At 42.1% G+C, this 24,161-nt stretch carries 19 protein-coding genes; 7 read left to right on the forward strand and 12 right to left on the reverse strand.

Going from position 1 to position 24,161, the window contains the following annotated elements; genetic code table 11:
• The 3 genes from FTT98_RS08040 to FTT98_RS08050 all read right to left on the reverse strand — a co-directional run.
• Nucleotides 1-140: transposase (locus FTT98_RS08040; protein WP_151760684.1), on the reverse strand; the 140-nt coding region annotated here is incomplete at its 3' end.
• A gap of 85 nt (nt 141-225) precedes the next feature.
• Nucleotides 226-1,383: a sorbosone dehydrogenase family protein gene (locus tag FTT98_RS08045; RefSeq protein ID WP_180042208.1), complete on the reverse strand. Its 1,158-nt coding sequence runs from the start codon at nt 1,381-1,383 to the stop codon at nt 226-228.
• Between the two features lie 207 nt (nt 1,384-1,590).
• Nucleotides 1,591-1,836, reverse strand: a complete 246-nt coding sequence (locus FTT98_RS08050) for a hypothetical protein (protein WP_180042210.1) — start codon at nt 1,834-1,836, stop codon at nt 1,591-1,593.
• A gap of 249 nt (nt 1,837-2,085) precedes the next feature.
• On the opposite strand from FTT98_RS08050, the gene FTT98_RS08055 reads away from it, so the two are divergent.
• Complete coding sequence (locus tag FTT98_RS08055; RefSeq protein ID WP_180042212.1) at nt 2,086-2,892, forward strand: tetratricopeptide repeat protein; 807 nt, start codon at nt 2,086-2,088, stop codon at nt 2,890-2,892.
• A 72-nt stretch (nt 2,893-2,964) separates the two neighbouring features.
• On the opposite strand, the gene FTT98_RS08060 is transcribed toward FTT98_RS08055, so the two are convergent.
• The 4 genes from FTT98_RS08060 to FTT98_RS08075 all read right to left on the reverse strand — a co-directional run bounded on the left by FTT98_RS08060 (nt 2,965) and on the right by FTT98_RS08075 (nt 8,481).
• The gene (locus tag FTT98_RS08060) at nt 2,965-3,894 is read right to left on the reverse strand and encodes an AEC family transporter (protein WP_180042214.1); all 930 of its coding nucleotides are present in this window, start codon (nt 3,892-3,894) and stop codon (nt 2,965-2,967) included.
• Between the two features lie 81 nt (nt 3,895-3,975).
• Complete coding sequence (locus FTT98_RS08065) at nt 3,976-5,091, reverse strand: NADH:flavin oxidoreductase/NADH oxidase (protein WP_180042216.1); 1,116 nt, start codon at nt 5,089-5,091, stop codon at nt 3,976-3,978.
• 12 nt (nt 5,092-5,103) lie between these two features.
• Nucleotides 5,104-7,209 (reverse strand): TonB-dependent receptor, encoded by a 2,106-nt coding sequence (locus FTT98_RS08070; RefSeq protein WP_180026894.1) that lies wholly within the window; start codon nt 7,207-7,209, stop codon nt 5,104-5,106.
• Between the two features lie 18 nt (nt 7,210-7,227).
• Complete coding sequence (locus tag FTT98_RS08075; RefSeq protein WP_180042218.1) at nt 7,228-8,481, reverse strand: carbohydrate porin; 1,254 nt, start codon at nt 8,479-8,481, stop codon at nt 7,228-7,230.
• A gap of 389 nt (nt 8,482-8,870) precedes the next feature.
• On the opposite strand from FTT98_RS08075, the gene mutM reads away from it, so the two are divergent.
• The 3 genes from mutM (at nt 8,871) to FTT98_RS08090 (ending at nt 10,572) form a co-directional block, all read left to right on the forward strand.
• Nucleotides 8,871-9,725, forward strand: coding sequence for a bifunctional DNA-formamidopyrimidine glycosylase/DNA-(apurinic or apyrimidinic site) lyase (mutM, locus tag FTT98_RS08080; protein WP_180042192.1), 855 nt, complete (start codon nt 8,871-8,873; stop codon nt 9,723-9,725).
• Nucleotides 9,722-10,000 carry a peptidylprolyl isomerase gene (locus FTT98_RS08085; protein WP_078192338.1) on the forward strand — a complete coding sequence of 93 codons (279 nt, stop codon included), beginning with the start codon at nt 9,722-9,724 and terminating at the stop codon, nt 9,998-10,000. Before mutM ends, FTT98_RS08085 begins: the two co-directional genes overlap by 4 nt.
• 197 nt (nt 10,001-10,197) lie before the next feature.
• Nucleotides 10,198-10,572, forward strand: coding sequence for a hypothetical protein (locus FTT98_RS08090; RefSeq protein ID WP_180042194.1), 375 nt, complete (start codon nt 10,198-10,200; stop codon nt 10,570-10,572).
• A gap of 38 nt (nt 10,573-10,610) precedes the next feature.
• Here the strand turns inward: FTT98_RS08090 and mscL are convergent, their stop codons facing one another.
• Nucleotides 10,611-11,042 (reverse strand): large conductance mechanosensitive channel protein MscL, encoded by a 432-nt coding sequence (mscL, locus tag FTT98_RS08095; protein WP_078192339.1) that lies wholly within the window; start codon nt 11,040-11,042, stop codon nt 10,611-10,613.
• A 290-nt stretch (nt 11,043-11,332) separates the two neighbouring features.
• Entirely contained in the window at nt 11,333-13,168 is a 1,836-nt protein-coding gene (gene typA, locus FTT98_RS08100) for a translational GTPase TypA (protein ID WP_180042196.1), read from the reverse strand.
• Between the two features lie 173 nt (nt 13,169-13,341).
• Here typA and FTT98_RS08105 point away from each other — a divergent pair, with 173 nt between their 5' ends.
• From FTT98_RS08105 to FTT98_RS08115, 3 genes are all read left to right on the forward strand, one after another.
• Nucleotides 13,342-14,712 carry a uracil-xanthine permease family protein gene (locus tag FTT98_RS08105; RefSeq protein WP_078191151.1) on the forward strand — a complete coding sequence of 457 codons (1,371 nt, stop codon included), beginning with the start codon at nt 13,342-13,344 and terminating at the stop codon, nt 14,710-14,712.
• Between the two features lie 66 nt (nt 14,713-14,778).
• Entirely contained in the window at nt 14,779-15,813 is a 1,035-nt protein-coding gene (locus FTT98_RS08110) for a methyltransferase (protein WP_180042198.1), read from the forward strand.
• Entirely contained in the window at nt 15,813-17,276 is a 1,464-nt protein-coding gene (locus FTT98_RS08115; RefSeq protein ID WP_180042200.1) for an amino acid permease, read from the forward strand. The genes FTT98_RS08110 and FTT98_RS08115 overlap by 1 nt, the downstream gene beginning before the upstream one ends.
• A gap of 240 nt (nt 17,277-17,516) precedes the next feature.
• Here the strand turns inward: FTT98_RS08115 and ligA are convergent, their stop codons facing one another.
• The 3 genes from ligA to smc form a co-directional block, all read right to left on the reverse strand.
• Entirely contained in the window at nt 17,517-19,550 is a 2,034-nt protein-coding gene (ligA, locus tag FTT98_RS08120) for an NAD-dependent DNA ligase LigA (protein ID WP_180040880.1), read from the reverse strand.
• A 98-nt stretch (nt 19,551-19,648) separates the two neighbouring features.
• Nucleotides 19,649-20,701: a cell division protein ZipA C-terminal FtsZ-binding domain-containing protein gene (locus FTT98_RS08125; RefSeq protein WP_180040879.1), complete on the reverse strand. Its 1,053-nt coding sequence runs from the start codon at nt 20,699-20,701 to the stop codon at nt 19,649-19,651.
• A gap of 1 nt (nt 20,702) precedes the next feature.
• Nucleotides 20,703-24,152: a chromosome segregation protein SMC gene (gene smc / locus FTT98_RS08130; protein WP_180040877.1), complete on the reverse strand. Its 3,450-nt coding sequence runs from the start codon at nt 24,150-24,152 to the stop codon at nt 20,703-20,705.
• Nucleotides 24,153-24,161: the final 9 nt, after the last annotated feature.

The following is a 24,161-nucleotide window of genomic DNA, read 5'->3' on the forward strand; positions in this document are numbered from 1 at the left end:
AATCCATGTTGCAAAGCGACTGAAGCAATTGAAACGTCCGGTGCTTTACAAGCCTGAACGATCTGCTGTTTAAATTCAGCACTGTATGTTCTTCGTTTTTTCGCAAGAGATGCGATGGATGTCTGATGATTTGTAGTCATAAATTTAAGTCCCCACTTGTTTCTAAGTGGGGACTAAATTAAGGCTTATAGGATGAATTCATAAGGTGTGTTCAGCGGACGCTTACTAAATTACCCCTGCCCGATCATCCGAAAAATAAAAAGATTTTTCATCGATCTTATAAATATCAGCAGGTCGCCCAATTACCGTTTTCCCGACTAAAAAGCCATTCATAAAGGTTTCAAGTTTTTGTCCTTTACGCATAATTGCAATTTGATAGCCATGGCCAATCGCTTCTTCGGTAGAGCCATGCAAGGCCACTAAAAAAGAATTTTTGATGGTGTCATCTGTGTCTGGATGATCAAAATAATCAAAACCCAGTGCTGAGGAATGCGAAGGGAAATAAGCATAGGGCGATGGAACATTTTTACAGCCAGATGCACGTTTAAATTTAGAGTCCGCCAAGACTTTTCCCTGCCATGCATAACATGCGGGCCAACCATAATCGACATCCTGTTTTAGCGCATAAAAAGTTTCATCTGGTTTTTTACTTCCCAAATGATCAGAACCTTGATTGGTCGCAAATAGAAATCTACCGATCCATTTTAGCCCAACAGCATTACGCAAACCTGCCGCATACACCCGTTGCTCTGAACCATCAGGATTCATCTCGATGACGGATGCTCGCACTTTTTCTTTTTCTACACAGGCGTTACAACTCGAACCAACCGACACATAAACTTTTCCATTTCCACCGATAGCAATCGTCCGCGTCAGATGCCAACCGCCGTATTTATAACTCAAACCATAATCAGGAAATGTCGCTAAAACTTCAGCCTTACTCGAAGGCTGAGTTTCTCCTCTACTAAATTTTTGCCGTGTCAGTTGGTCCGTTTCCGCCAAATAGAGCCAATCCTGTCCTTGAGCATCGGTATAAAACTGAACTGAATTTGGATTTCTCAAACCGGTCAGATAAGGAATGATTTTGCCAAATTTACCGGTGTCAGCATTCCAATCATCCAATATATATACAGTACCTTTTTTATTATCTGTTAGATCATACATATCCGTGACAAACATTCTGCGATCAGGCGCTTGCGAAAAAAAGCGTACCCGTTTGAGACCTTCAGCAGCAGGAATGATCTCGAAATTTGCAGGCAAATTTAATGAAAACTGCTTGCCATTTTTTAAATGGATTGGATGAGGTACAAGCTTGGGTTGTTGAGCCCAACTGGTCATTGAACAAACGAAACTAAGGATCAAGATGGCACTTATTTTTATCATATTTAAATACATCTCAATGAATCATGTATATCTGTATTCATCATAGACGCCTTGTATCTATTTTATTCAATTTATATTTTTAGAAAATATTATAATTTTGAAAATTAAGGTTTTTTAAATCATATACGCTGGTGCAGTACACAACAGTCAAAAATAAGGAGGAACTGTATTCCCCCTCACGTCTTTGTTTTTAAATCATGATTTTAATCAAAATCCATGAAACAACTTATTCATGTCTTTGCATACATATTCTTTAAAATGATTGGCGCGCGCATGTTTGGCATCAAATTTAGCTTCTAAATCGCCTTTTTTGAAAATATAAACACGATCCTCTTTACTGACTAAAAACTCTGCGCCCAGTTTCATCAAAAGCGCATCAATTTTATCTTCATCTGCAATCGATTCATCTGCATTGATTTTATCGTAATTGCGTTTAATGCCTTTAATAAACATCGCGCTGCCTCAGAGAAAATAACAATGCGCGATTAAATCAGAGTCCTGCTTTTTTGCAAAGGCTTTTGATGCAATAAAGTCATGGCATTTAAAACGCTAAGGGCAATCAACATTATTTTATAAAAACGCTTTAAATCACAATTCCTCACTTTACATTTACGTAAATCTACCTATGATGTAAAAACCGACAAAAATAACCACCAAAACACATAAACGGAATTATGTGTATGATTTATAAAAGGTTTAAAGATGAAAAAAATCCTATTCGCAAGCATTTTAGCAATGAGCACTCAATTGGCTTTTGCTGAAACCAAAACAGATGCCGTCGATCCTGAATTTGCTAAAGTGGAAGCCATGGTCAAGGCCAAAGATATGAATGGCGCCTACCAAACACTGAGCAAGCTTGCAGCAAAAGGTAATGCTCAGGCCACTTATAATTTGGGCTATCTTACTCAAACAGGTCAAGGCGTAGCGAAGGATGAGAAAAAAGCCATCCAACTCTATGAACAGGCTGCAGCCAAAGGCTACCCAGTTGCTAACTATGTGTTAGGTAAAAATTATGCAACGGGCACGCTGGGCTTAAAACAAGATACCAACAAGGCCAAACAATATTTAGAACGCGCATCTTCGGCAGGTTTTGACGATGCCTCCATCGACTATGCCATTTTACTTTTTGCAGAAAATAAACCTGAGTCAGATAAATTGGCACTCAGTAAACTTGATCCGCTGATTAAAAAAGGCAACTACCCTGCGATTCATGCCAAAGCGCTTTATGACATCAGTGCCGGCTTTAAAGCTAAAAATGAAAAGCCTATTCAACAAGGTCTAAATAGCATTCAAGAGTTAGCGAAAAAAGGTTATGTCCCTGCATTGATGGCAGTGGGCAATATGTTTGTAAATGGCAATATCATCCCGCAAAATTTGCCTGAAGCTAAAAAAATATTTAGCGCATTAGCCAAAGAAAATATTCCGCAAGCCAAAGAATCTTTGGCAACCGTGGATAAAATGATCGCTGAACAAGCCAAAGCACCTAAAGCCAATGCGAAAAAGAGTTAATTAAGCATTAAAAAAAGCCCTGCATATGCAGGGCTTTTTCATGGGACAAAGAAAATCTTGAGCTGATCAAAATCACGCCCACCACAGACTGATTAATACACCTGTTACGACAAAGCCCAAGATGGTACTCATCAACAAAGGCGTTAAGGTCTTTTCATTTAAGCCATAAACTTGTCCTAGCATGGCAAAAATCGTCGGCATCGGTAATGCGGCAATAATCGTCCCTGCATATAACATCTCTTGGCTGACATCAGTCAAATAGCGTAAGCCCAAATAAGTCAGTAAAGGCATCACCAAGTTGCTTGAAATCACCAAATAGAAGCTCTGAGCATTCACATACTTTAAGCTCATACCGACAATCCCACCACCAATTGCAAACAGCGCCAGTGGTGAAGCCGTTTGACCTAACATCGCCAGTACATCATTGATTTGATGAGGCAAACGGATTTGGAAAATTGCAAACCCAATCCCTAGCATTACCCCTGCAAAGAGTGGATTTTTTAACAGGGTCATTAAGGTATTTTTGATGATGTCGCCAATATTGGCTTTTTGCTGTGAACTTCCTAAATGTGCAAGGACCAGCACCGTTGGAATCAGTAGCACACTTTCAATAATGACGATCAGTGAGGTATAGGTCATCGCATTTTGACCGACCAACAAGCTTAGCACTGCAGTGCCAATTAAGCCTGTATTTGACATGCCAGCGCCTAGTGACAGTACTGCTGTTTGCGACATATTATTTTTAAAATGTGTCGACAATAGCCAATAGGCCATGCCATACAGTAAAAACGTGACTCCGGTATAAACAAAGAAATAGCCGGGATACCAAATTTGATGCAAATCTTTAGAAGCTAATGACTGAAAAAACAAAGCCGGCAGTGCAATCTTAATCACAAATGCACCAATGGTTCCGACCTGTTCTTTACTCAATAAACTGCATTTTACAGACAGATATCCCAAGGCCAAAAGAAAAAAGATTGGACCAATCACCTCAAAGACCATACGAAATATCCTGTGTAATAGACTCTTCCATCCACACCCTCAACCTAAGAGTGTAGATCGGACCGCTATAAATTTTGATAATTAGAAAGCCGTAAATTGACTTCTTTGTGCATGCGGCTGACAGCGTAAGTACTGCGGAGAAATTTTTAAATTTTCACCGAGTTCTGCAGCAGCATGCCATGGCCAACGCGGGTCATATTGAATTGCACGAGCAAGACCAATCGCATCTGCCATGCCATATTGTAAGATGCCTTCGGCTTGCATTGCTTCGGTAATTAAACCCACAGCAATTACGGGAACCTGAACGGCTTGCTTAATGGCTTCAGCAAAAGGCACTTGATAACTGGCTTGTAATTGAATTTTTTGCGCAACATCTAAGCCGCCACTAGAAACATGAATATAGGCTGTGCCTAGTTGTGCAAGCGCTTTTGACAAACCAACAGCCGAGTCTAGATCCCAACTCGGTGCTTCAGTATATTCCATCCAATCAGTTGCGGAAATACGTACCCCTATTGGATAATCTTCAGGCACGGCATTTTTCATGGCTTGGAACACTTCAAGGGTTAGACGAATGCGATTTTCCAAACTGCCACCATATTCATCGCTACGTTGATTCGACAATGGTGACATAAATTGATGCAGTAAATAACCATGTGCAGCATGTAGCTCAATTAAGTCAAAGCCTGCATCTACCGCGCGTTTTGCTGAATCGGCAAAGTCTTGAATGATCTGCTGGATTTCATCTCGACTTAAAGCATGGGGTGCATGATCTGTGACATTAAAGGGCAAATCACTGGCTGAAACAGTTTGCCATCCTTGAGGATGATCTGGGGGTAATTGTCCACGTCCTGCCCACGGTTTATCTGTCGATGCCTTACGCCCTGCATGTGCCAACTGGATAGCAAATGGCATAGGTGAAAGTGATTTCACCTTGGCCAATAGTGCCTTCATCTGTGCGCGTTGCATATCATTCCAAAGGCCGAGGTCCGCATAGCTAATGCGCCCCTCTGCCTGTACAGCCGTTGCCTCGATGATACATAGTCCGGCACCTGACAAGGCATAATTCGCCCATTGTTGCTCATGCCAATAGCTTAACTCCCCTTGCTCATTGGCAGAATATTGACACATGGGTGCAATCACGATTCGATTAGTCAGCCCCAATGTTCCAAACTGAATTGGTTGAAATAACAACGCCACATCACTCTCCTTTTAGAAGGCTTTGGTCACACTTAATCCTGCACTCCAATTCAAACCATCCGCTGGTTCAAAGAAGCGTCCGTTTCCATCATTGACGATCACTGAACCGACATAGTTTTCATCAAACAAATTATCTGCACGTACATAGGTTTTAACTTTCCAATCTGCTTGTTTCCACACATAACCTGCGTTGGCAGAAACCACGGTATAGCTCGACGCAGCATCACTGTTGGCATCATCGACATAGACTTTATCCATATAGCGAACATCTAGGCCGGCATTAAAGCCAATATCTGGCAGCCAATTCAGTGCGGCAAACGCTTGGTTTTTGGCAATACCCGGAATATAGGTGCCTTTGACGACATCACTGTCAGGAATTGCGGCATCAAAAGTGGCATCGATATAACTGTAACTTGCTTGCGCGCTTAAATCTCGCCATAGCTGTTTATTCCACGAAAGCTCCACACCTTCACGTAAGGTTTTATCGGCATTTTTATAGGTTGCACGACCATTGATACTTCCTGCAGAGACGATGTCATCTTGAGTTTTGCTTTGGAACACCGCTGCAGTGAAATTCCCCAATGCATTTTGTGATTTAAGCCCAAGCTCGTAGTTATCGCTACTGGCCGGTTTTAAATCAAAATTCATACCGTCATCTTTAGAATAGGCCATTTCTGTAAAGGTCGGTGTTTCAAAACCTTTGGCATAACTGGCATAGGCATTCAGTTGAGGCGCAATATTCCAACTTAATGCTGCTGAAGGTAAAACTTTGTCATAGTCGGTTTTACCGCTGTCATCCTTATTTAAACCCACGACATATTTATCGTCAGATTCATAATGAACATTGCTATATCGTAGCCCTGTATCTAAAGTCCAATTGGGTAAAAAATTCCACGAAGCTTGGACATAGGGATCTAAATTCCACAAGGTGTTATTTTCATTTCGACGAATATTGCCATTCTTGCCAAAATTTCCATTGGCATCAAAATTTTCATAGCCCTTACGGTCTTCATCCATATAATCAAAGGCAAGGCCTGCAGTAAAACGCGTATTCGGCAAAAGGTCTTTGCCTGTCCAGCGAATATCTGTTCCATAATAATCACGGCTAAAATCAATCACACCACCTGCATGGCGCGCATTATTTTGTGGATTTTTGGGGATGGACTGATACTGCACCACATCACGTTGCCCCATATACACCATTGCATTGAGTTCATGCTGCTCATTCAATGGTTTTTTCCACGTCAACCCAGTTTGAGTTTGGCTAATTTCCTTACGTACATCATAGGTATTATTGGCATCATTAACTTGTTTCGGATTTTGACGCAATTGCTCCCGATTCAGACCTTGTGGATCATCGGCATTGATATCCACATGATTCACAATCCAATTGACCTTGGAACCATCATCCAAATCCCACGTCAGTTTTGCATTGCTGAGTACCTTATTTGCAGCACTATGATCACGGTAGCCATCGGTTTCAAAATAAGAAGAACTCACAACATAGCTAGGTTCATTGGCCTGTTCTGAGCCACCTTGCAGCACAATATCAGCACGGCTTTTATTATGACTGCCGCCTGAATAGCCGAGTTCGATGGAGTCTTTTCCAGTACCTTGCTTGGTCGTTGTTAAAATCGCCCCACCCGAAGAGTTACCATATAAAGAGGAAAATGGCCCGCCCAATACCTCGATATGATTTAAGCTACTCATATCGATATTTGACGTCTGTCCCTGACCATCCGGCATGGTCGCAGGGATTCCATCAACATATAAACGGATACCACGCACACCAAATGTTGAACGTGCGCCAAAACCTCGCATAGACAGTTGCAAGTCTTGTGCGTAGTTTTCACGGTTATTCAGTTGCAGGCCGGGCACACCTTTTAAGGTTTCGGACAGATTTACACCCGTATTGTTATTATTTTCAGCCTGCTGTACACGGTATACCGATGCAGGTGTTTTTAACCACGTGGTATTGGTTCGTGGTGCTTCAATGGTAATCTCAGGAAGTAAAACAGGTTCCGTAGAACCTGTTTCTGCATACAGCTGTTGGCTAATACATGCCGTCAGGCAAAGTAAATGTGTCTTAAATGATGTGACGTTAAATTTACTTTGCATAGAGCACCTATTTTAACATTAGAAGATTACCTTAGAGCTTAAACCAATTAGGAAAGCATCATCAACTCGATTTGTTGAGCCTGGGTTAATCACATATTGTAAACTTGGACGAATCATCAACCATTTCGTCGGGTTATGGCTATAGTTCAACTCGACATTATATTCTGCACTTGCATCAAATTTCTCAGCAGAAAGTCGATCATTGACATGCACACGGTTCACGCCCAAGCCAACCATATCGTTTGGTAAACGATCGGCCAATCCAATGTATTTCAAACCCAACTGCTGTGAGTTATCAACTTTTGTGGTGACACGATCATGCCAAGTAAAATTGGCAAAGCTATGCAAACCACGTTTGCCTTCACCTGTAGACGTTAACTGTTGCTCAATCGCGACCCAACCACCAAAGGTACGATCTTCTGCTTCGCCCGAAATAATGTCTTTTTGATTTTTGACATTATCTGCGGTGTTGTACATCGCACCAAAGCGGTAGCTCCCCGGTAAGCCATTGACCAATGATTTTGGTGTCCAAATGATTTCTACAGGAATAGTTACACCATCGGCATCATCGGTATCCAAATTCCAACCATGGCGTTCCAAAGCATTTTCAGGGTTGTATTCATACACACCCGCTTGTACAGCAAGTTCTGGGCTAAGCTCTTGCTTCACACGTGCGCCCCACTGTGAAACTGGGGTATTCATCCAAATATTGCCTTGCCATTTACCCATTTGCGCAGCGCAAAACGCAGTACTGGCAAAGTCACAGCCCATCACGTTAAAGTCCATGCCCAAACCTAAACGGCCTGCTTTAATGCTTAAGCCTTGCTGTTTAAATTGCTTTTCAATAGACAGTTCAGATAAGCGAGTTTTCTGATTACCACGACCAAAATTGGCTTGTGCATTTGCTAATTGATGAACATCTCCTTGCAAATCACGAACTGAGGTACTTTGACCTTGACGTGCAGTCATCACGGCACGCACAGTCACGCCATCCCAACCTGCGAGTTTTTCCATATCAAGCTGTGTACCTAACCACAATTGGCTAGCTACCGTTGCTGAATGTCCCGGATTACGACCACCATCGGCAAGATAGGCAGCATCAGCAGCAATATTGGCCTCAAACTTCACACCTTGTTGTGCAAGTTCGGTACGTTTACCATCCCAATCCCCGAGCATGTACTGACCTTTAGTATCGAATGCTTCTGCGGCGTGAACATGTGTCATGGCTGCTGCAACAAATGCAGGTAGAAGAGCTAGACTGTATTTTTTCATGGTAAAACCTAAATCTGGAGAGAGTCCCTAGACAAGCCTTAAGGCTTGAAATCTAATGTCACAAAAATTACATAATTTTTCACGTTCTATCTCAGCATTATTTTTATCATTCACAAAACTTTAATTTATTAATAAGTGATTTTAAATAAATCTATTGTTATGGAATATTTTTAGTTTTTATTTTTCAATATCTTATATTTTTTAAAAAATTAAATTTTAAAATTCTGATCGCTTGCTTAAACTCATCATCGTGACTTATTGGTTTATTATTCTCACAATTAATAATCAATAACCTGTTCATGCATTCCTCAGACCGCGATGAAACTTGCATTCTGTAGGGCTAGACCCAATAGTATGCATAACTTGAATGACCCATTGCTTCGACCTTTATGCCTGAATTACCAGAAGTAGAAACCACTAAAACCAGTTTATTGCCATTATTGAATGAAAAGGTTCTCAAAGTTGAGGTTTTTCAGTCGAGTCTGCGTTGGCCAATTCCTGACGACATTCAAAAACTCGCCGGACAAAAGCTGCTTCAGCTCAGCCGTCGATCAAAATATATTTTGGCTGAATTTGAACAGGACAGCATGTTGTGGCATTTGGGCATGTCTGGCAGTTTTCGGATTTGTGAAGGTCATGAAGCATTACGCAAGCATGATCATCTGGTGATTCATTTTGAAGATATGCAATTGCGCTATCACGATCCACGCCGTTTTGGCTGTATTTTATGGTTAGATGCATCGTCTCGAAGCAAACTGATTGACACGCTTGGCCCTGAACCGCTGAGTGATGCGTTTAATGCTGAATACTTATTCCAAAAATTTAAAAATAAGCAGACCGGTATCAAAGTATCGATCATGGACAATCATATCGTGGTCGGAGTCGGCAATATTTATGCAACGGAAAGCTTATTTAACCTCGGCATACACCCTGCGCAGCCTGCATCGAGTTTGAGTTTTGAACAAGTTGAAAAAATGGTCATCGAAATCAAACGCATTTTAAAACAGGCGATTGATTTAGGCGGTTCAACTTTACGCGATTACAGCAATGCGATGGGTGAAAATGGTTATTTCCAGCAAACCCTGCTCGCCTACGGACGTGCCGGTGAAATGTGCATCAACTGTGAAACCACGTTGCAAAATATCAAACTGGGACAACGTGCATCGGTGTTTTGCCCTGAGTGCCAGCCTTTAAAAAAGGTTAAAATGCAGACTAAGAAAACTCTGAAAGGAAATAAAGCATGAAGTCTGCGATTGTTCGCCACATATTAGTCAAAGATAAAGAACTATGTGAGCAACTGAAAAAGAAAATCAAAGGCGGTGCGGACTTTGCCAAAATTGCGAAGCAGCATTCGACATGTCCTTCGGGTAAAAAAGGCGGCGAGCTTGGCGACATTAAAAAAGGCCAGTTGGTTGGCCCAATTGATAAAGCGGTATTTACCCTACCTGAACGTGAACTGCATGGTCCGATCAAAAGCCAATTTGGCTGGCATTTATTAGAAATTAAGTTTCGGATGTAACATAGCACCCACATTGAACATGCTATAACGAGTATATCGCGAATATGTGCTTTTCATCTTAAAGCACATAATCCCAGTATTTTTTTCAATCGTTCAGAACATTGGCTGGCGGTTTTCAATCATATAATATAAATCATAGCAACCAGATAACATTGCACTAAATCAATTCTACTTAATAATAAACAAAGGACATTCCATTGGGCTATTACAACTATTTTCGTCTTGGCACTGTCGATACAACAGATTTTACAATCATTCGAGGTGAACGAAAGCATGCACTTATCCAAGCATTATATGATGATCAAGATATGAACCCTCATGGTGAAGTCCAGTTGGCACTAGATTTAGATGGGAATCGTAACGATGAATCAAAATGGTATGATGCGATACAGCAAATTAGCAAATTATCCAAAAATCACCCTTTAGTCTTATTTATATTAGGTCAACAAGCCTGCGCACCCGAATCACCTGAAGAAGCAAATGAAGTATTTACAGGCATTCGAAATGGCATTGTTTTTTCGACATCAGAACCTAAGTTTATGAAAATGGCGCCTCAACAAAATTCACAATAAAAAACGGCGCTTTAAGCGCCGTTTTCACTGCTAAAGGATTAACCTTTACGTTTTAATTCATCACGAATTTCACGAAGTAATTCGATATCTTCTGGAGTCGCCTCTGGAGCTGGCTCTTCAACTTTTTGACGGCGCAATTTGTTCATCAATTTCACTAACCAGAATACGACCCATGCCAAAAGCAAGAAGTTGATTAAGATAGTTAAGAAGTTACCGTAAGCCAAAACATTAAGGCCTGCATCCTGTGCTGCTTTTAGCGTGGTTAAATTGTTTGGGTTATCGCCCAATACTAAGAACCAATTTGAATAATCAACGTCACCACCAAGGATCCAAGAAATAAAAGGCATGATAATGTCTTTTACCATTGAATCGATGATTTTACCGAAAGCACCACCAATGATGACACCTACAGCCAAGTCCATCACGTTGCCTTTTACGGCAAATTCTCTAAATTCTTGAATAATACTCATGTGATCTCCAGAAATTTTTTCAGCTTTAATTTTGTGACGAAGTATACATTATATCTGTATAACTATTTCCACCTAATTTACTTGGTTTATATTAGATTCTAAATGCCATGTATAAAAATTCACACAAAACATTTTTGATTTTGGTAATACATTCTATGAAAAAGGATTTATCAAAATTATGCATGTCGAATTAAATGAATAAAGTCATTCAATTTTTGCATTTTTATTCAAAACGCCCATGCATAAAAAAACCGCTAACCTAAGTCAGCGGTTTTTTTGAAACTGTAAAATTAAACGTTACGGTTACGTTTACGTTCGTTTTCAGTCAACCAGCGTTTACGGATACGGATTGACTTAGGCGTTACTTCAACTAATTCGTCGTCTTCAATAAATTCAAGCGCTTGTTCAAGCGTAAATTCAATGTGCGGAACAAGAGTCAACGCATCATCAGTACCAGAAGCACGTACGTTAGTTAACTGTTTCGCTTTAGTTGGGTTAACAGTCATGTCGTCTGAACGCGAGTTAATACCAACGATCATACCTTCATAAACTTCTAACTGAGGTTTAGCGAATAGACGGCCACGGTCTTGTAAGCTGAATAGTGCATAGCCCAAGCAAGTACCTTGAACCATAGAAATCAACACACCATTTTGACGTTTCGCAACAGTACCTTGTTTCATAGGACCGTAGTGCGAGAAGCTTGAAGTCATGATACCTGTACCTGAAGTCATAGTTAAGAATTCAGAACGGAAACCAATCAAACCACGTGAAGGAACTGTTGCTTCAATACGGATACGGCCTTTACCGTCAACTTCCATATTGGTCATTTCACCTTTACGGTGACCCATTTGTTCCATTACAGCGCCTTGGTGCTGCTCTTCAACGTCAAACGTTACGTTTTCGTATGGCTCTTGTTTTTCACCATCAATTTCTTTGATGATTACTTGTGGACGAGATACGCCCATTTCGAAGCCTTCACGACGCATGTTTTCAATAAGAACTGAAAGGTGAAGCTCACCACGACCAGATACTTTGAAACGGTCAGGACTGTCAGTATCTTCAACACGTAATGCTACGTTGTGAATCAATTCGCGATCTAGACGTTCACGGATATTACGTGAAGTTACGAATTTACCTTCTTTACCAGCAAACGGTGAGTTGTTTACTTGGAAAGTCATCGATACAGTAGGTTCGTCTACAGAAAGTGCAGGTAAAGCTTCAACTGCTTTTGGATCACAGATTGTGTCAGAGATATGAAGTTCATCAATACCCGTTACACAAACAATGTCACCAGCAGAAGCTGATTCAACATCGATACGCTCTAAACCATGGTAACCCATGATTTTTAAGATACGACCGTTACGTGTTTTACCGTCTTTGTCAATTACAGTTACAGGAGTGTTTAATTTCACTGAACCACGTTGAATACGACCAACACCGATAACACCTACGAAGCTGTTATAGTCAAGTGAAGACACTTGCATTTGGAATGGACCGTCAACGTCAACCGCTGGTGGTTCAACGATGTCTACAATTGTTTCGAACAATGGAGTCATGTCTTCAGCAAGTTCTTCTGGAGATGGACCAGCCACACCACGAAGACCTGAAGCATATACAACTGGGAAGTCTAACTGTTCGTCAGAACCACCAAGGTTGTCGAACAAATCAAATACTTGGTCAATTACCCAGTCTGGACGAGCGTTTGGCTTGTCCACTTTGTTAATAATTACGATTGGTTTCAAACCACGTGCGAACGCTTTTTGCGTTACAAAACGAGTTTGTGGCATTGGGCCTTCTTGAGAGTCAACAAGAAGAAGTACGCAGTCGACCATTGACATTACACGTTCTACTTCACCACCGAAGTCGGCGTGTCCCGGGGTGTCCACGATATTGATACGGTATTCAGTATCAGTACGTTTGTCTAACCATTTGATTGCAGTGTTTTTTGCAAGAATGGTAATACCACGTTCGCTTTCAATAGCGCCCGAATCCATTACACGTTCGATCTCGCCTGCGCGATCGCCAAGAGCACCTGATTGCTGTAAAAGTTTGTCTACAAGAGTAGTTTTACCATGGTCGACGTGCGCGATGATGGCAATGTTACGGAGAGTTTTAATATCTGACATGTGAATTCGATACGCCTAAAGTTTGAGGGCAAATTATACAGAAAAAATATAGATTTTAGTAGTGACAGTTTATTGACAATCGCATTTTTTTTGACGACTGGCACGCTTTTGGTTTTGTTAAGCTGTGTAAACAGATTAGAATAGCGCCACCTAGCCTTAATTTTCAGTGCCGCATGTCTGATTTAAACCAATCTCCCGAAGCAAAAGATCAACTCGATTTAGTCTATGGATTGAATGATCGACCAAAACCTTTTATTGCTTTTCTCGCTGCGTTCCAACATTTATTGGCCATTATTGTCCCAATTGTGACGCCGGGTCTGCTGATCTGTTTGGCACTTGGTGTGTCAAAAGAAGACACCAATATGATTCTGTCGATGTCATTGGTGATCTCTGGTATCGCAACCTTTTTACAATGTAAAAAAGTCGGTCCATTTGGTGCAGGTCTCCTGATTGTACAAGGAACCAGCTTTAACTTTATTGGTCCTATTATCGGTATTGGTTCTGCAATGGTTGCGGCAGGTACACCTGTAGAAGCAGTGATGGCATCTATCTTTGGTGTGGTGATCGCGGGTTCATTCATTGAAATGGGTGTGTCACGGATCTTACCGTGGGTGAAAAAACTGATCACTCCATTGGTAACAGGTATCGTGGTGTTATTGATTGGTCTGACTTTAATTAAAGAAGGCCTGATCAGCATGGGTGGTGGTTATCAAGCCATGGGCGATAAAACATTTGCCAATGCAGACAACCTCATCATGTCATGTACCGTTTTGGCACTGATCATTTTATTGAACCGTGTGCGTATTACATGGGTAAAAAGTTCTGCCATCCTAATTGCCTTAGTCGTGGGTTACATCCTTGCAGGCTTTATGGGTCATTTAAACTTTGATGGTTTAAAAGATGCGCCACTGGTTCAAATTCCAACACCGATGCACTTTGGCTTAAGCTTCTCTTGGAGCTTGTTTATTCCAATGGCATTTATCTACCTTGTGACATCTTTGGAAGCGATTGGCGATATTACCGCGACTTCTAAGCTTTCAAATCAAGCTGTAGATGGCCCTGAATGGATGAAGCGTATTAAAGGTGGTGTATTGGTGAATGGTGCAAACTCATTCCTTGCCGGTATCTTTAACACGTTCCCAAGTTCTGTATTTGCGCAAAACAACGGTGTTATTCAGTTAACAGGTGTTGCAAGCCGCTATGTAGGCATTTGGATTGCTGCCTTATTGGTTATTTTAGGCTTACTTCCTGCTGTAGCAGGTGTCATTCAGGCGGTTCCACAAGCCGTGCTTGGTGGTGCTGTGATGGTGATGTTCGGTGCTGTGGCTGCCTCTGGTATTAATATTTTGTCAGGCATTCATTTAGACCGCCGCGCACTATTAATCATTGCGATTTCATTGGCATTGGGTCTAGGTGTTGCACAAGTACCACAAATCCTTGAACATCTTCCTGAATTGTTCCGTAATATCTTCAGTTCAGGCGTTGCCACTGGTGGTATCGCTGCCCTTATTTTGAATATTGTTCTTCCTGAAGTGAAGAAGTAAGTTCATTTGTCAAAGAACACTGCCTAGGTTCCGCCCTAGGCAGTGTTTTTTATGATGGAGAAATCTATGGATCTCACAAGTGAAGTCGTTATACGACAGATCGATTTATTACAAGATCGCGTGCTTTTCGTAAATGCACCGACAGATGACTTACTCAGTCAATTGAATGACAATATTAAGCCATCGATTTGGTGCTGGAATTTTAATGATTTTCAGTACTTTCAAAATCAACAGTCAAACGTCCATTTTGGTGTCGATTTTCCTGAGGGTCAGTTTGATCAAGCGGTTATTTTTGTTCCAAAATCAAAAGAACTGCTAAATTATTTATTACACAATGTCGCAAGTCATCTTGCTCAAGGTGCTTCTATTTTCCTCGTGGGTGAGAAAAAAGGCGGTGTTGAACGCGCTGCAAAACAATTACAGCCCTTTGGTAAAACCCTAAAAATTGATAGTGCGCGTCACTGTCAAATGTGGCAAACCCTATTGGAAAAAACTGTCACACTGAAGCCACTGCAAGAATGGGTGCAAAAATATCCAGTAGAGACCCCAAATGGTGAGCTTACGATTTGCGCACTGCCGGGTGTATTTAGCCAGAACCGTTTAGATGTGGGTACGGCTACATTATTGCCTTATTTATCACAGGTGACTTCTGGCAAAATTGCAGATTTTGGCTGTGGTGCGGGTGTTATCAGTGCTTATTTAGCCAAACTGAATCCTAAAAATCGTATCTTTGCCATGGATGTAGATGCCTTTGCACTAGCGTCTACACAAATGACATTTGAACAAAATTTGCTTGAACCTGAACAACTTGAGATTAAAGCGGTCACAGGAATCGAGGATGCTCCATTATTTTTACATGCCATAGTCAGCAATCCACCCTTCCATCAAGGGATTCAAACCGACTACAATGCCAGTGAAAATCTATGCAAAACTTCGCGCAGACATTTGAAGTCTGGGGGTGAGCTTTGGATTGTTGCCAACCGATTCCTCAATTATCCGACTTTAATTGAGCAACATTATGGTCAATGTACAATCAAAGCCGACCAACAAGGATTTAAAGTCTTGTTTGCGAGCACGCAAAAAAATCTTAAGGAACAATGATGAGCGAAACTCAAAAACCAGCTCAGCTTCAGCGTAAGTTGGGTGCTCGCCATCTCAACATGATTGCAATTGGTGGTTCAATTGGTACAGGTTTATTCCTTGCCTCAGGTGCAACCATTGCCAATGCAGGCCCGGGTGGCGCCCTGCTTGCATACTGCTTAATTGGTATCATGATTTACTTCTTGATGACCAGTCTAGGTGAGCTTGCAACACATAATCCAACTTCGGGTGCATTCTTTACCTACGGCACCAAATATGTCGAGGGTGGTTTCGGCTTCGCTTTGGGTTGGAACTATTGGTATAACTGGGCGATTACCGTGGCATTTGAATTGGTTGCAGTCCAATTCATTATGAAATTCTGGTTTCCAGATATTCCGGGCTTCTACTGGAGTGCGATTTTCCTCGCAATCGTCTTTGCCATTAATGCACTGACCGTAAAAGGCTTCGGTGAATCCGAATTCTTCTTCTCGCTTGTTAAAGTGCTCGCAATTGTTGCCTTTATCATTATCGGCCTGTTTATGATTGGCAAAATCATGCTGACACCGGGCGTAGAAACATTTGCCAACTGGACCAAGGGTGAAGCCCCATTTGTCGGCGGTTTATCTGCCTTGATTGGTGTGGCCATGATTGCCGGTTTCTCTTTCCAAGGGACTGAAATGGTTGGTGTGGCTGCAGGTGAATCGAAAGATCCTGAAAAGACCATTCCTATTGCCATCAAGCAAATTTTCTGGCGTATCTTGTTGTTTTATATCGTGTGTATCTTCATTATCGGCACTCTCATTGCCTATGATGACCCACGTTTATTACAAGCAGCATCTACTGAAAATATTGCACTTTCACCATTTACCTTACTGTATGAAAAAGCAGGTTTTGCATTTGCTGCATCGGTGATGAATGCGGTGATCTTGACTGCGATTTTATCAGCGGGTAACTCTGGTATGTACTCCTCTACTCGTATGCTGTTTGATATGGCACGTAAAGGCAGTGCGCCGAAAGTCTTTGGTCGCTTAGATGCACGTGGCGTACCAATGAATGCACTTTATGCAACGACGGCGATTGCGGCACTGTGCTTCTTAACCACTTTTATCGGTGAACAAGCGGTCTTTAACTGGTTACTGAACATGTCAGGTATGTGTGGCTTTATTGTGTGGCTCGGTATTGCAGTTTCACATTATCGCTTCCGTAAAGGCTACTTGGCTCAAGGCAATAAATTAGAAGATCTTGCTTACCGTGCAAAATTCTTCCCATTTGCACCGTGGTTTGCCTTTGTTTTGTGTGCCATCGTAGTCCTTGGTCAGAACTATCAAGCCGTTTTAGATGGTGAATGGTTGGCCGTTGTTTCTACCTATATTGGTATTTTCTTATTCCTTGCCATTTGGTTCGGTTATAAGTGGAAACACAAAACTAAGTTGGTTTCATATCAAGAAATGGATGTAAAACCAATGAAAGTTGATCAAGAATAATGTGATCACTGAATAAAAATAAGCAGCTTCAGGGCTGCTTTTTTATGGCTAAAATTGTATCTCAATACATTCACGCTTTAACAAAATGCTTAGTGTCTATTTAAAGTACGCTGTCTCACCTATAACCGCCAATTTATCTACTCATTCGATCATTTTTAAGCGCTCAAATAAAAACGCCCAATGCAATGCATCAGGCGTTTGTTCAAAAGTAACTACGTTTTCAGGTTTGATTTTCAATACTTAAGAAGCATTATGCTGTTGTACAAAGGCAATAAACTCGTCTTCGCTCATCACAGGTACACCCAGCTTTTCAGCCTTTTCTAATTTAGAACCTGCCTTTTCACCTGCAACTACACATTTGGTTTTACCCGAAACACTACCACTGACACGTGCGCCTAAGGCTTGAAGCATTTGCGTCGCTTCATCACGACCCATGGTACTCAATGTCCCTGTAATCACCCAACTCTCGCCATTCAGCGGCTGACGACTTGGCGCAACGGGTGCATCCCAATGAATCCCAGCTGCCAACAAACGATCAACCACTTCGAGGTTATGCGGCGCTTGGAAAAAATCGACAATCCATTCAGCGGTAATATCACCAACGTCTGGCGTTTTTTTCAAGGATTCGAGATCTGCATGACGAATCGCATCAAAGGTTTGGAAGGTATTGGCGAGCATGCGTGCCGTGGTTTCACCCACGCCTCGAATGCCGAGTGCATAAATAAATGCACCTAGTGTCGTTTTCTTACTGTTTTCAATAGAATCGATGAGGTTTTGAACCGACTTTTCACCCATTTTTTCAATGGTCAGTAATTTTTCACGATGCTCAGGCAAGCTATAAATATCAGCAACATCTTTGAGCAAATCCAAATGTAAAAGTGATTCCGCCCAACGGTCGCCTAAGCCCTCAATGTCCATAGCTTTACGCGATACAAAGTGACGAATCGCCTCAATACGCTGTGCAGCACAGTACAAACCACCTGAACAACGTGCCAAGGCTTCACCTTCGGGCATCACCACTGGAGATGAGCAGACTGGGCAATATGCAGGTAACTGAACTTCTACCGTATCTACAGGACGGAATTCAGGCCATACTTTTTCCACTTTTGGAATCACATCGCCACTACGGTAGACACTGACTGTATCACCCACACGGACATCTAAACGGTGAATTTCACCAATATTATGTAAAGTGACATTGGAAACCGTTACGCCACCGACTGCAACAGGATTTAAACGTGCGACTGGAGTTAAAGTCCCTGTACGCCCCACTTGCCAATCAATATTTTCAACCGTCGTTAGCGCTGCGACTGCAGGGAATTTATATGCCGTTGCCCAACGTGGTTCACGACTTAAAAAACCCAATGTTTGCTGTTGCTTCAGGCTGTTTACCTTAATCACCATGCCATCAATTTCAACGCTCAGGCTTGGACGATCAATAATCATTTGTTCATACGCAGCTTGTACGTCCTGAATGCTGTCACAAATAAAGTGACGTTCACCGACAGCAAAACCAAACTGCGTCAACCATTCTAAGCTATCAGACATGGTGGTTTGACCATGATGTGGTTCGCACTGTGCAATGCCATAGGCATAAAAAGCCAATGGACGTGAAGCCGCAATTGCAGGGTCGAGTTGACGTAAGCTTCCTGCTGCTGCATTTCGTGGATTGGCAAAGGTTTTTTCACCTTTGGCTTCGTTTTCAGCATTGAGCTTTTCAAAGCCTGACTTTGGCATCAGGACTTCACCACGAACTTCAAGCAGACTTGGAATTTCAGTCTGTGTAGAAGTCAGTACTTTAGGTAAATTACGAATAGTTTTTACATTTTGGGTAATGTCTTCCCCTGTTTCACCATCACCCCGTGTCACACCACGGACTAAAATGCCATTTTCATACCAAAGAGAAATGGCCAGCCCATCAAATTTTAATTCGACATCATATTCAATTTTTTGATTCGGTAAGCGCTCTTCCGCACGACGGGCAAAGGCAAATAAATCTTCTGCATTAAATACATTACCCAATGACAACATGGGTACTGCATGGGTTACAGATTCAAACTTAGACAAGGCCTTTCCACCCACTTTTGTGGTTGGTGTATCAGGTTGCACTAAATCAGGGTATTGCTCTTCTAAGGCTTTTAATTGGTGAAAAAGTTGATCATATTCACTGTCCTCAATTTCTGGCGTGTCCATGACATAGTAGGCATGGTTATGTTTCGCCAAGAGTTGAATCAGTTGTCGCATCTGTGCAACGACAGTGGATTGTTGTGTCATACATTCACCATAAAAAAGGGCGGTTCATGCTCCGCCCTCAAATTTCATTATCTGTTGCTATTATAGAAACCCACTCGGTGAGTTTCAATCAAAGACGCTTAGACTTCGATGGCTTGACCTTGACGATAATCAATCGCTTGATGACGCCAATGTTCACGCATCTGCGGTGTAAATTCTTGGTTATTTTGATCATACACAGTACCGTCAATTTCACGTGCAATCAGACGTGAAATGCTGTCCATGGTATCAAAGGCATTTTGCACATCGCTGTGTGGCAGCGCCAAGAAGAAGGCCAAACCTTTTACTTCTTCCGTCGATAAAGTTTCAAGATCAAAACCTTGCGCAGCGCCATCATTATTCATTTGCAATACAGAGAATAATAACTTTGTACCTTCTTCATCATAGCGATGGAAACAGGCCATTTCGCCAAAACGCAGGCCGTATTTGAGTAACACTTTTAATGCTTTTTCACCTGACAATGCACGGCTATCTGGGAAAACATTTAAGGCGATATAAGTTTCCGCAGTTGCTAAAGCACTTTCTTCATCAACAATTTTTTGTTCATGTAAATGCGCATCCAAAATACTGCTTTCTTCATCAAAATCGCTGATTTCAGCTTTTTCAATTGCGCTATTTACACTAAACTCTGGCGCTTTTTCCGCAGGAACAGCGTCAGCCTGAACGTGTGTCGCAGCAGTCGCTGCGTCATTGGCATCGGCGGCTACAGATGCAACAGTTGTAGATTCAGTTGCTTCTGTAGACAATGTACTGTCTTCTGTTGCAGTTTGAGCGTTTTCAACTGAAACGGGATCCGTCGTTGTCGTCTCAGTCTTTGCCGTAGCCTCAACGCTCTGCTCCGCTTGTTCCGTTGCCGTTGCTTCTGGCGTTACATTTGCTTGAACAGCTTCAGTCGTTTCAACCGCTGTGACTTTTTCCTCAGCCAAAGTCGGCTCTACACGTTGCGTGGTTTCAGGTGTATTTAACTGATTGCGTACATGGCGCGGAATAACAGGTTGCTGACTATCAGGATCAATATGTAATTCGGTGTCAAGTGATGGCGCTGCATCTGCAGGTTTACGAAACATCATTCGAATGCCCACAACCATGATAATTACAGCGATTACAATCCCAGCTATAGTGGTGATTTCCATGTTATGCCTCCGCAGCTAAACCGTATTCTTTGGCTTGCTCTATATTCACAGTCACTAATTTTGAAGTTCCTGGTTCTGGCATGGTCACACCAAGTAAGTCAGTTGCCATTGTCATAGCCAGTTTATTGTGTGTAATGTAGATAAATTGCACTTGTTCTGAAAGCTCTTTTACAAGATTACAAAATCTTCCTACATTTGCATCGTCTAAAGGTGCATCGACTTCGTCTAAAACGCAAAATGGTGCAGGATTTAGGCGGAAAATCGCAAAAACCAAAGCCAATGCGGTCAGTGCCTTTTCACCACCTGACAATAATGCCAAAGAGCTGTTTCGTTTACCCGGTGGTCGTGCCATCAGTTTTACACCCGATTGCCAACCATCTTCAAGGCTTAAACTTGCTTCACCACCATTAAATACTTTCGGAAACAACTCTTGAAGCTCTGCATTGACCTTATCAAAGGTGGTCATAAACAGCTTTCGCGTTTCCTGATCAATGCTTTTCATCGCGGCTTGCAGTTGTTCAACGGTCTTTTGCAAGTCATCAATTTGGTGGCTTAAATCATCAAAGCGTTTAGAAACTTCAATATATTCTTCTGCCGCAGCCAAGTTGACTGCACCCAATTTATCAAACTGCTGCTGTGCTTTTTCTAGTTTTTGCTGATGGGATACCACATCAATGCTTAAACCTGTCAGCATTTCGCTGTTCATTTCTTTCAGCTGTTCAGAATAATGCTGCAAATCAGACTGCGCGGATTGCCAAGCCAAACGCTTTTCTTCCAATTGCGTACGCAATTTTTCATCTTGCTGTTGATGTGAATGGCGTTGTTCCGTCAATGTCTGTTGTTTGCTCTGCACGTTATTCAGTTCAAGCTGCCAGTCATTCCAAGTTTTTTGTAAACGTTCAGTGACTTGAGCCTGCTCTGAATACTGTGACTCAAGCGCAGGCAATTCTAACTGTACCGGATCGACAAATTTCTTTGCCTGCTCCATCTGTCCAATAATTTGCTGAGTTTGCGCTTTCAAAAAGACCGTGTCTTTTTCTAATAATTCAATCTGTTGTTTCGTCTGTACAGACTGACGACGCACGATTTCCAATTCTTGCTGACTGTGTAATGCCACTTGCTGAGCACTTTCCAGCGCTAGACTCAATTCCTCAACTTGGAATTGCAAGGTTTTATAATTGGGCAAGGCTTGCTCAAGCTTCATCGTCAGCGCATGCAGATCTATTTCCAAATCATCTTTTTGCATGGCATCTTCTTCAAGCTGTGCTTCAAGTTGCTGCAATTGATCTTGTAACTGCTGCTTTTGTAATGCAAAAGCCTGATTGGAACTTTGTACCTTCGCAATCGCAACATCAGTATTTTGAATGTCTTTTTGCCAATTTTTTAATTGGCTATGTTGCTGTTGCAGATTTTGCTGTAAAGCCTGTACGGCATTTTGCAACTCTGGCAATTGGCCTTCTAGTTGCGTCAGCTTTGGCTGCTGCTCTGCAAGTAATTCAGTCAATTCATCTAAACGAATACGGTGGCTCAATGCACCTTGCCCTGCTTGGCTGTCCTCATCATAGTCTAGACCAATCACCCAATCTGCACCGACATGATAACCATCGAGCGTGAGTATCGACTGACCAGCAGCCAGTTTAGCCTGATGACTCAATGCCACCGTCAATGTTTCAGCAATCGCGACCTGCTGCCAGATTGAAAGCTGTGGTGCTTCAATCCACGTCGCCAAAGCGTCTAATCCAACGATTTGTGCTGCGGTGTGATGACTGCCTTTGACCTGACGTGCAATACTGTCTTGAAAATTATCACTGTGTCCCAAGACTTGGGCACTCAGCCATTTAGACAAAAATTTCTCGACCAGTTGTGCATGCTGTTTACCTTGTGTGCTCAACTGCAACTGCTGCATTAAATGTTGACGCTGGCTTTGCTGCTTTGGACTGGCTTTAATCATCAATTGATTTAGGTTTTTCTGCTCTGACAACAGCACCTGTATTTCTGACTTTAGCTGCAACACCGTATTTTTGTGCTGTGCCTGCTGTTCTTGTGCAGCTGCAAGCTGTGCTTGAGTTTCGGCAATCACCAGCTCTTGTTGCATAATTTGTTGTTCGAGCTGTTGCTTATCTTGCTGATACTGCTCCAACTCATCTTGCTGCGCCTGATGCTGAATTTGACCTCGTTGCTGTTGCAGAGTCTCACGTTGTTGCTCAATACGACCAATATTTTTGGTCAATTGTTCACTCCGCGCCAGCATCTGTAGCTTTTGCTGTTGCTGCTTTTCAACTTGCCCACGGCATTGTTCAAATTGTTGAACCGCTTGTTGATGCTGAGCTTTCAAATCGGCCAATTGTTGAGTCTGTTCCTGACTACTGCTTTCTTGACGCTGTAATTGTTCAACAAATCCATCTTGTTGTTCTTGCAGCGTTTCCAGTTGTAACTCTAATAGCTGTAAACGTTCTTTGGTTTGCGCTTTTTGCTTTTCAAGCTCCACCAAACTTGCCGAATTTTGTGCAAATAAACCCTGTTTTTGCTCCAGCGTCATTTTCAACTCAGACAGTTTCTTTTCCGCCTGTTGCCATTCGCTTTGTAATGGCGTGGACTGTTGAATAAGCCGTTGAAATAAAGCACTGGTGGAAGATAAGTCATGCTCTAGGGTGTTCAGCTCAGAACGCACCAGTTTGAAGGTTTCCCCGAGCTCATTCATCTGAAGCGTGTATTCTTGCTGTAAACGCGTGCTTTGTTCACATTGGAAAGACAGCACTTCGATCTTAATGGTACGAATCTGGGTTTCTAATTCTTTGTATTGCACTGCCGTTTCAGACTGGCGTTTTAAGGTTTTCAACTGAGACTTCAGTTCTGATGCAATGTCTTCGAGACGTTCTAAATTTTGAGTGGTGTGTTCTAGATGCTGTAAAGTTTCACGACGACGAGCTTGATAGCGAGAAACCCCAGCGGCTTCTTCAATATACACACGCATTTCTTCAGGTTTGGCATCGACCAAACGGTTGATCATGCCCTGTTCAATAATCGCATACGAACGCGGACCTAAACCGGTACCTAAGAAAATATCAGTAATATCACGACGGCGGCATTTGGTGCCGTTGAGGAAATATTCGGATTTACCATCACGATTGACCTGACGGCGAACTGCCAGTTCAGTATAGGCATTATAAGCACCACCTAACTTGCCATAGGTGTTATCAAAACGCAGTTCAACACTCGCCATTCCGACTGGTTTACGCTTTGCCGTTCCGGTAAAAATAACATCTTGCATGGTGCCACCACGCAATTGACGGGCACTGGATTCACCCATAACCCAACGAATGGCATCAATCACATTGGATTTACCACAGCCGTTCGGTCCAACAACCGCACTACGGTTGCCTTCAAATTTTAGAGTTGTGCTATCGGCAAAAGATTTGAAGCCGGAAAGTTTTAAACTGCTTAAACGCATAATGTCCTG

Source organism: Acinetobacter sp. YH12039 (genome assembly GCF_013420015.1).
Lineage (GTDB): Bacteria > Pseudomonadota > Gammaproteobacteria > Pseudomonadales > Moraxellaceae > Acinetobacter > Acinetobacter amyesii.

Excerpts from the sequence above, each read along its gene's own strand:
- FTT98_RS08045 (WP_180042208.1), bottom strand. The coding sequence starts at position 1,383 with ATGATAAAAATAAGTGCCATCTTGATCCTTAGTTTCGTTTGTTCAATG.
- FTT98_RS08050 (WP_180042210.1), bottom strand. The coding sequence starts at position 1,836 with ATGTTTATTAAAGGCATTAAACGCAATTACGATAAAATCAATGCAGAT.
- FTT98_RS08055 (WP_180042212.1), top strand. The coding sequence starts at position 2,086 with ATGAAAAAAATCCTATTCGCAAGCATTTTAGCAATGAGCACTCAATTG.
- FTT98_RS08060 (WP_180042214.1), bottom strand. The coding sequence starts at position 3,894 with ATGGTCTTTGAGGTGATTGGTCCAATCTTTTTTCTTTTGGCCTTGGGA.
- FTT98_RS08070 (WP_180026894.1), bottom strand. The coding sequence starts at position 7,209 with ATGCAAAGTAAATTTAACGTCACATCATTTAAGACACATTTACTTTGC.
- FTT98_RS08075 (WP_180042218.1), bottom strand. The coding sequence starts at position 8,481 with ATGAAAAAATACAGTCTAGCTCTTCTACCTGCATTTGTTGCAGCAGCC.
- mutM (WP_180042192.1), top strand. The coding sequence starts at position 8,871 with ATGCCTGAATTACCAGAAGTAGAAACCACTAAAACCAGTTTATTGCCA.
- FTT98_RS08085 (WP_078192338.1), top strand. The coding sequence starts at position 9,722 with ATGAAGTCTGCGATTGTTCGCCACATATTAGTCAAAGATAAAGAACTA.
- mscL (WP_078192339.1), bottom strand. The coding sequence starts at position 11,042 with ATGAGTATTATTCAAGAATTTAGAGAATTTGCCGTAAAAGGCAACGTG.
- typA (WP_180042196.1), bottom strand. The coding sequence starts at position 13,168 with ATGTCAGATATTAAAACTCTCCGTAACATTGCCATCATCGCGCACGTC.
- FTT98_RS08105 (WP_078191151.1), top strand. The coding sequence starts at position 13,342 with ATGTCTGATTTAAACCAATCTCCCGAAGCAAAAGATCAACTCGATTTA.
- FTT98_RS08110 (WP_180042198.1), top strand. The coding sequence starts at position 14,779 with ATGGATCTCACAAGTGAAGTCGTTATACGACAGATCGATTTATTACAA.
- FTT98_RS08115 (WP_180042200.1), top strand. The coding sequence starts at position 15,813 with ATGAGCGAAACTCAAAAACCAGCTCAGCTTCAGCGTAAGTTGGGTGCT.
- ligA (WP_180040880.1), bottom strand. The coding sequence starts at position 19,550 with ATGACACAACAATCCACTGTCGTTGCACAGATGCGACAACTGATTCAA.
- FTT98_RS08125 (WP_180040879.1), bottom strand. The coding sequence starts at position 20,701 with ATGGAAATCACCACTATAGCTGGGATTGTAATCGCTGTAATTATCATG.
- smc (WP_180040877.1), bottom strand. The coding sequence starts at position 24,152 with ATGCGTTTAAGCAGTTTAAAACTTTCCGGCTTCAAATCTTTTGCCGAT.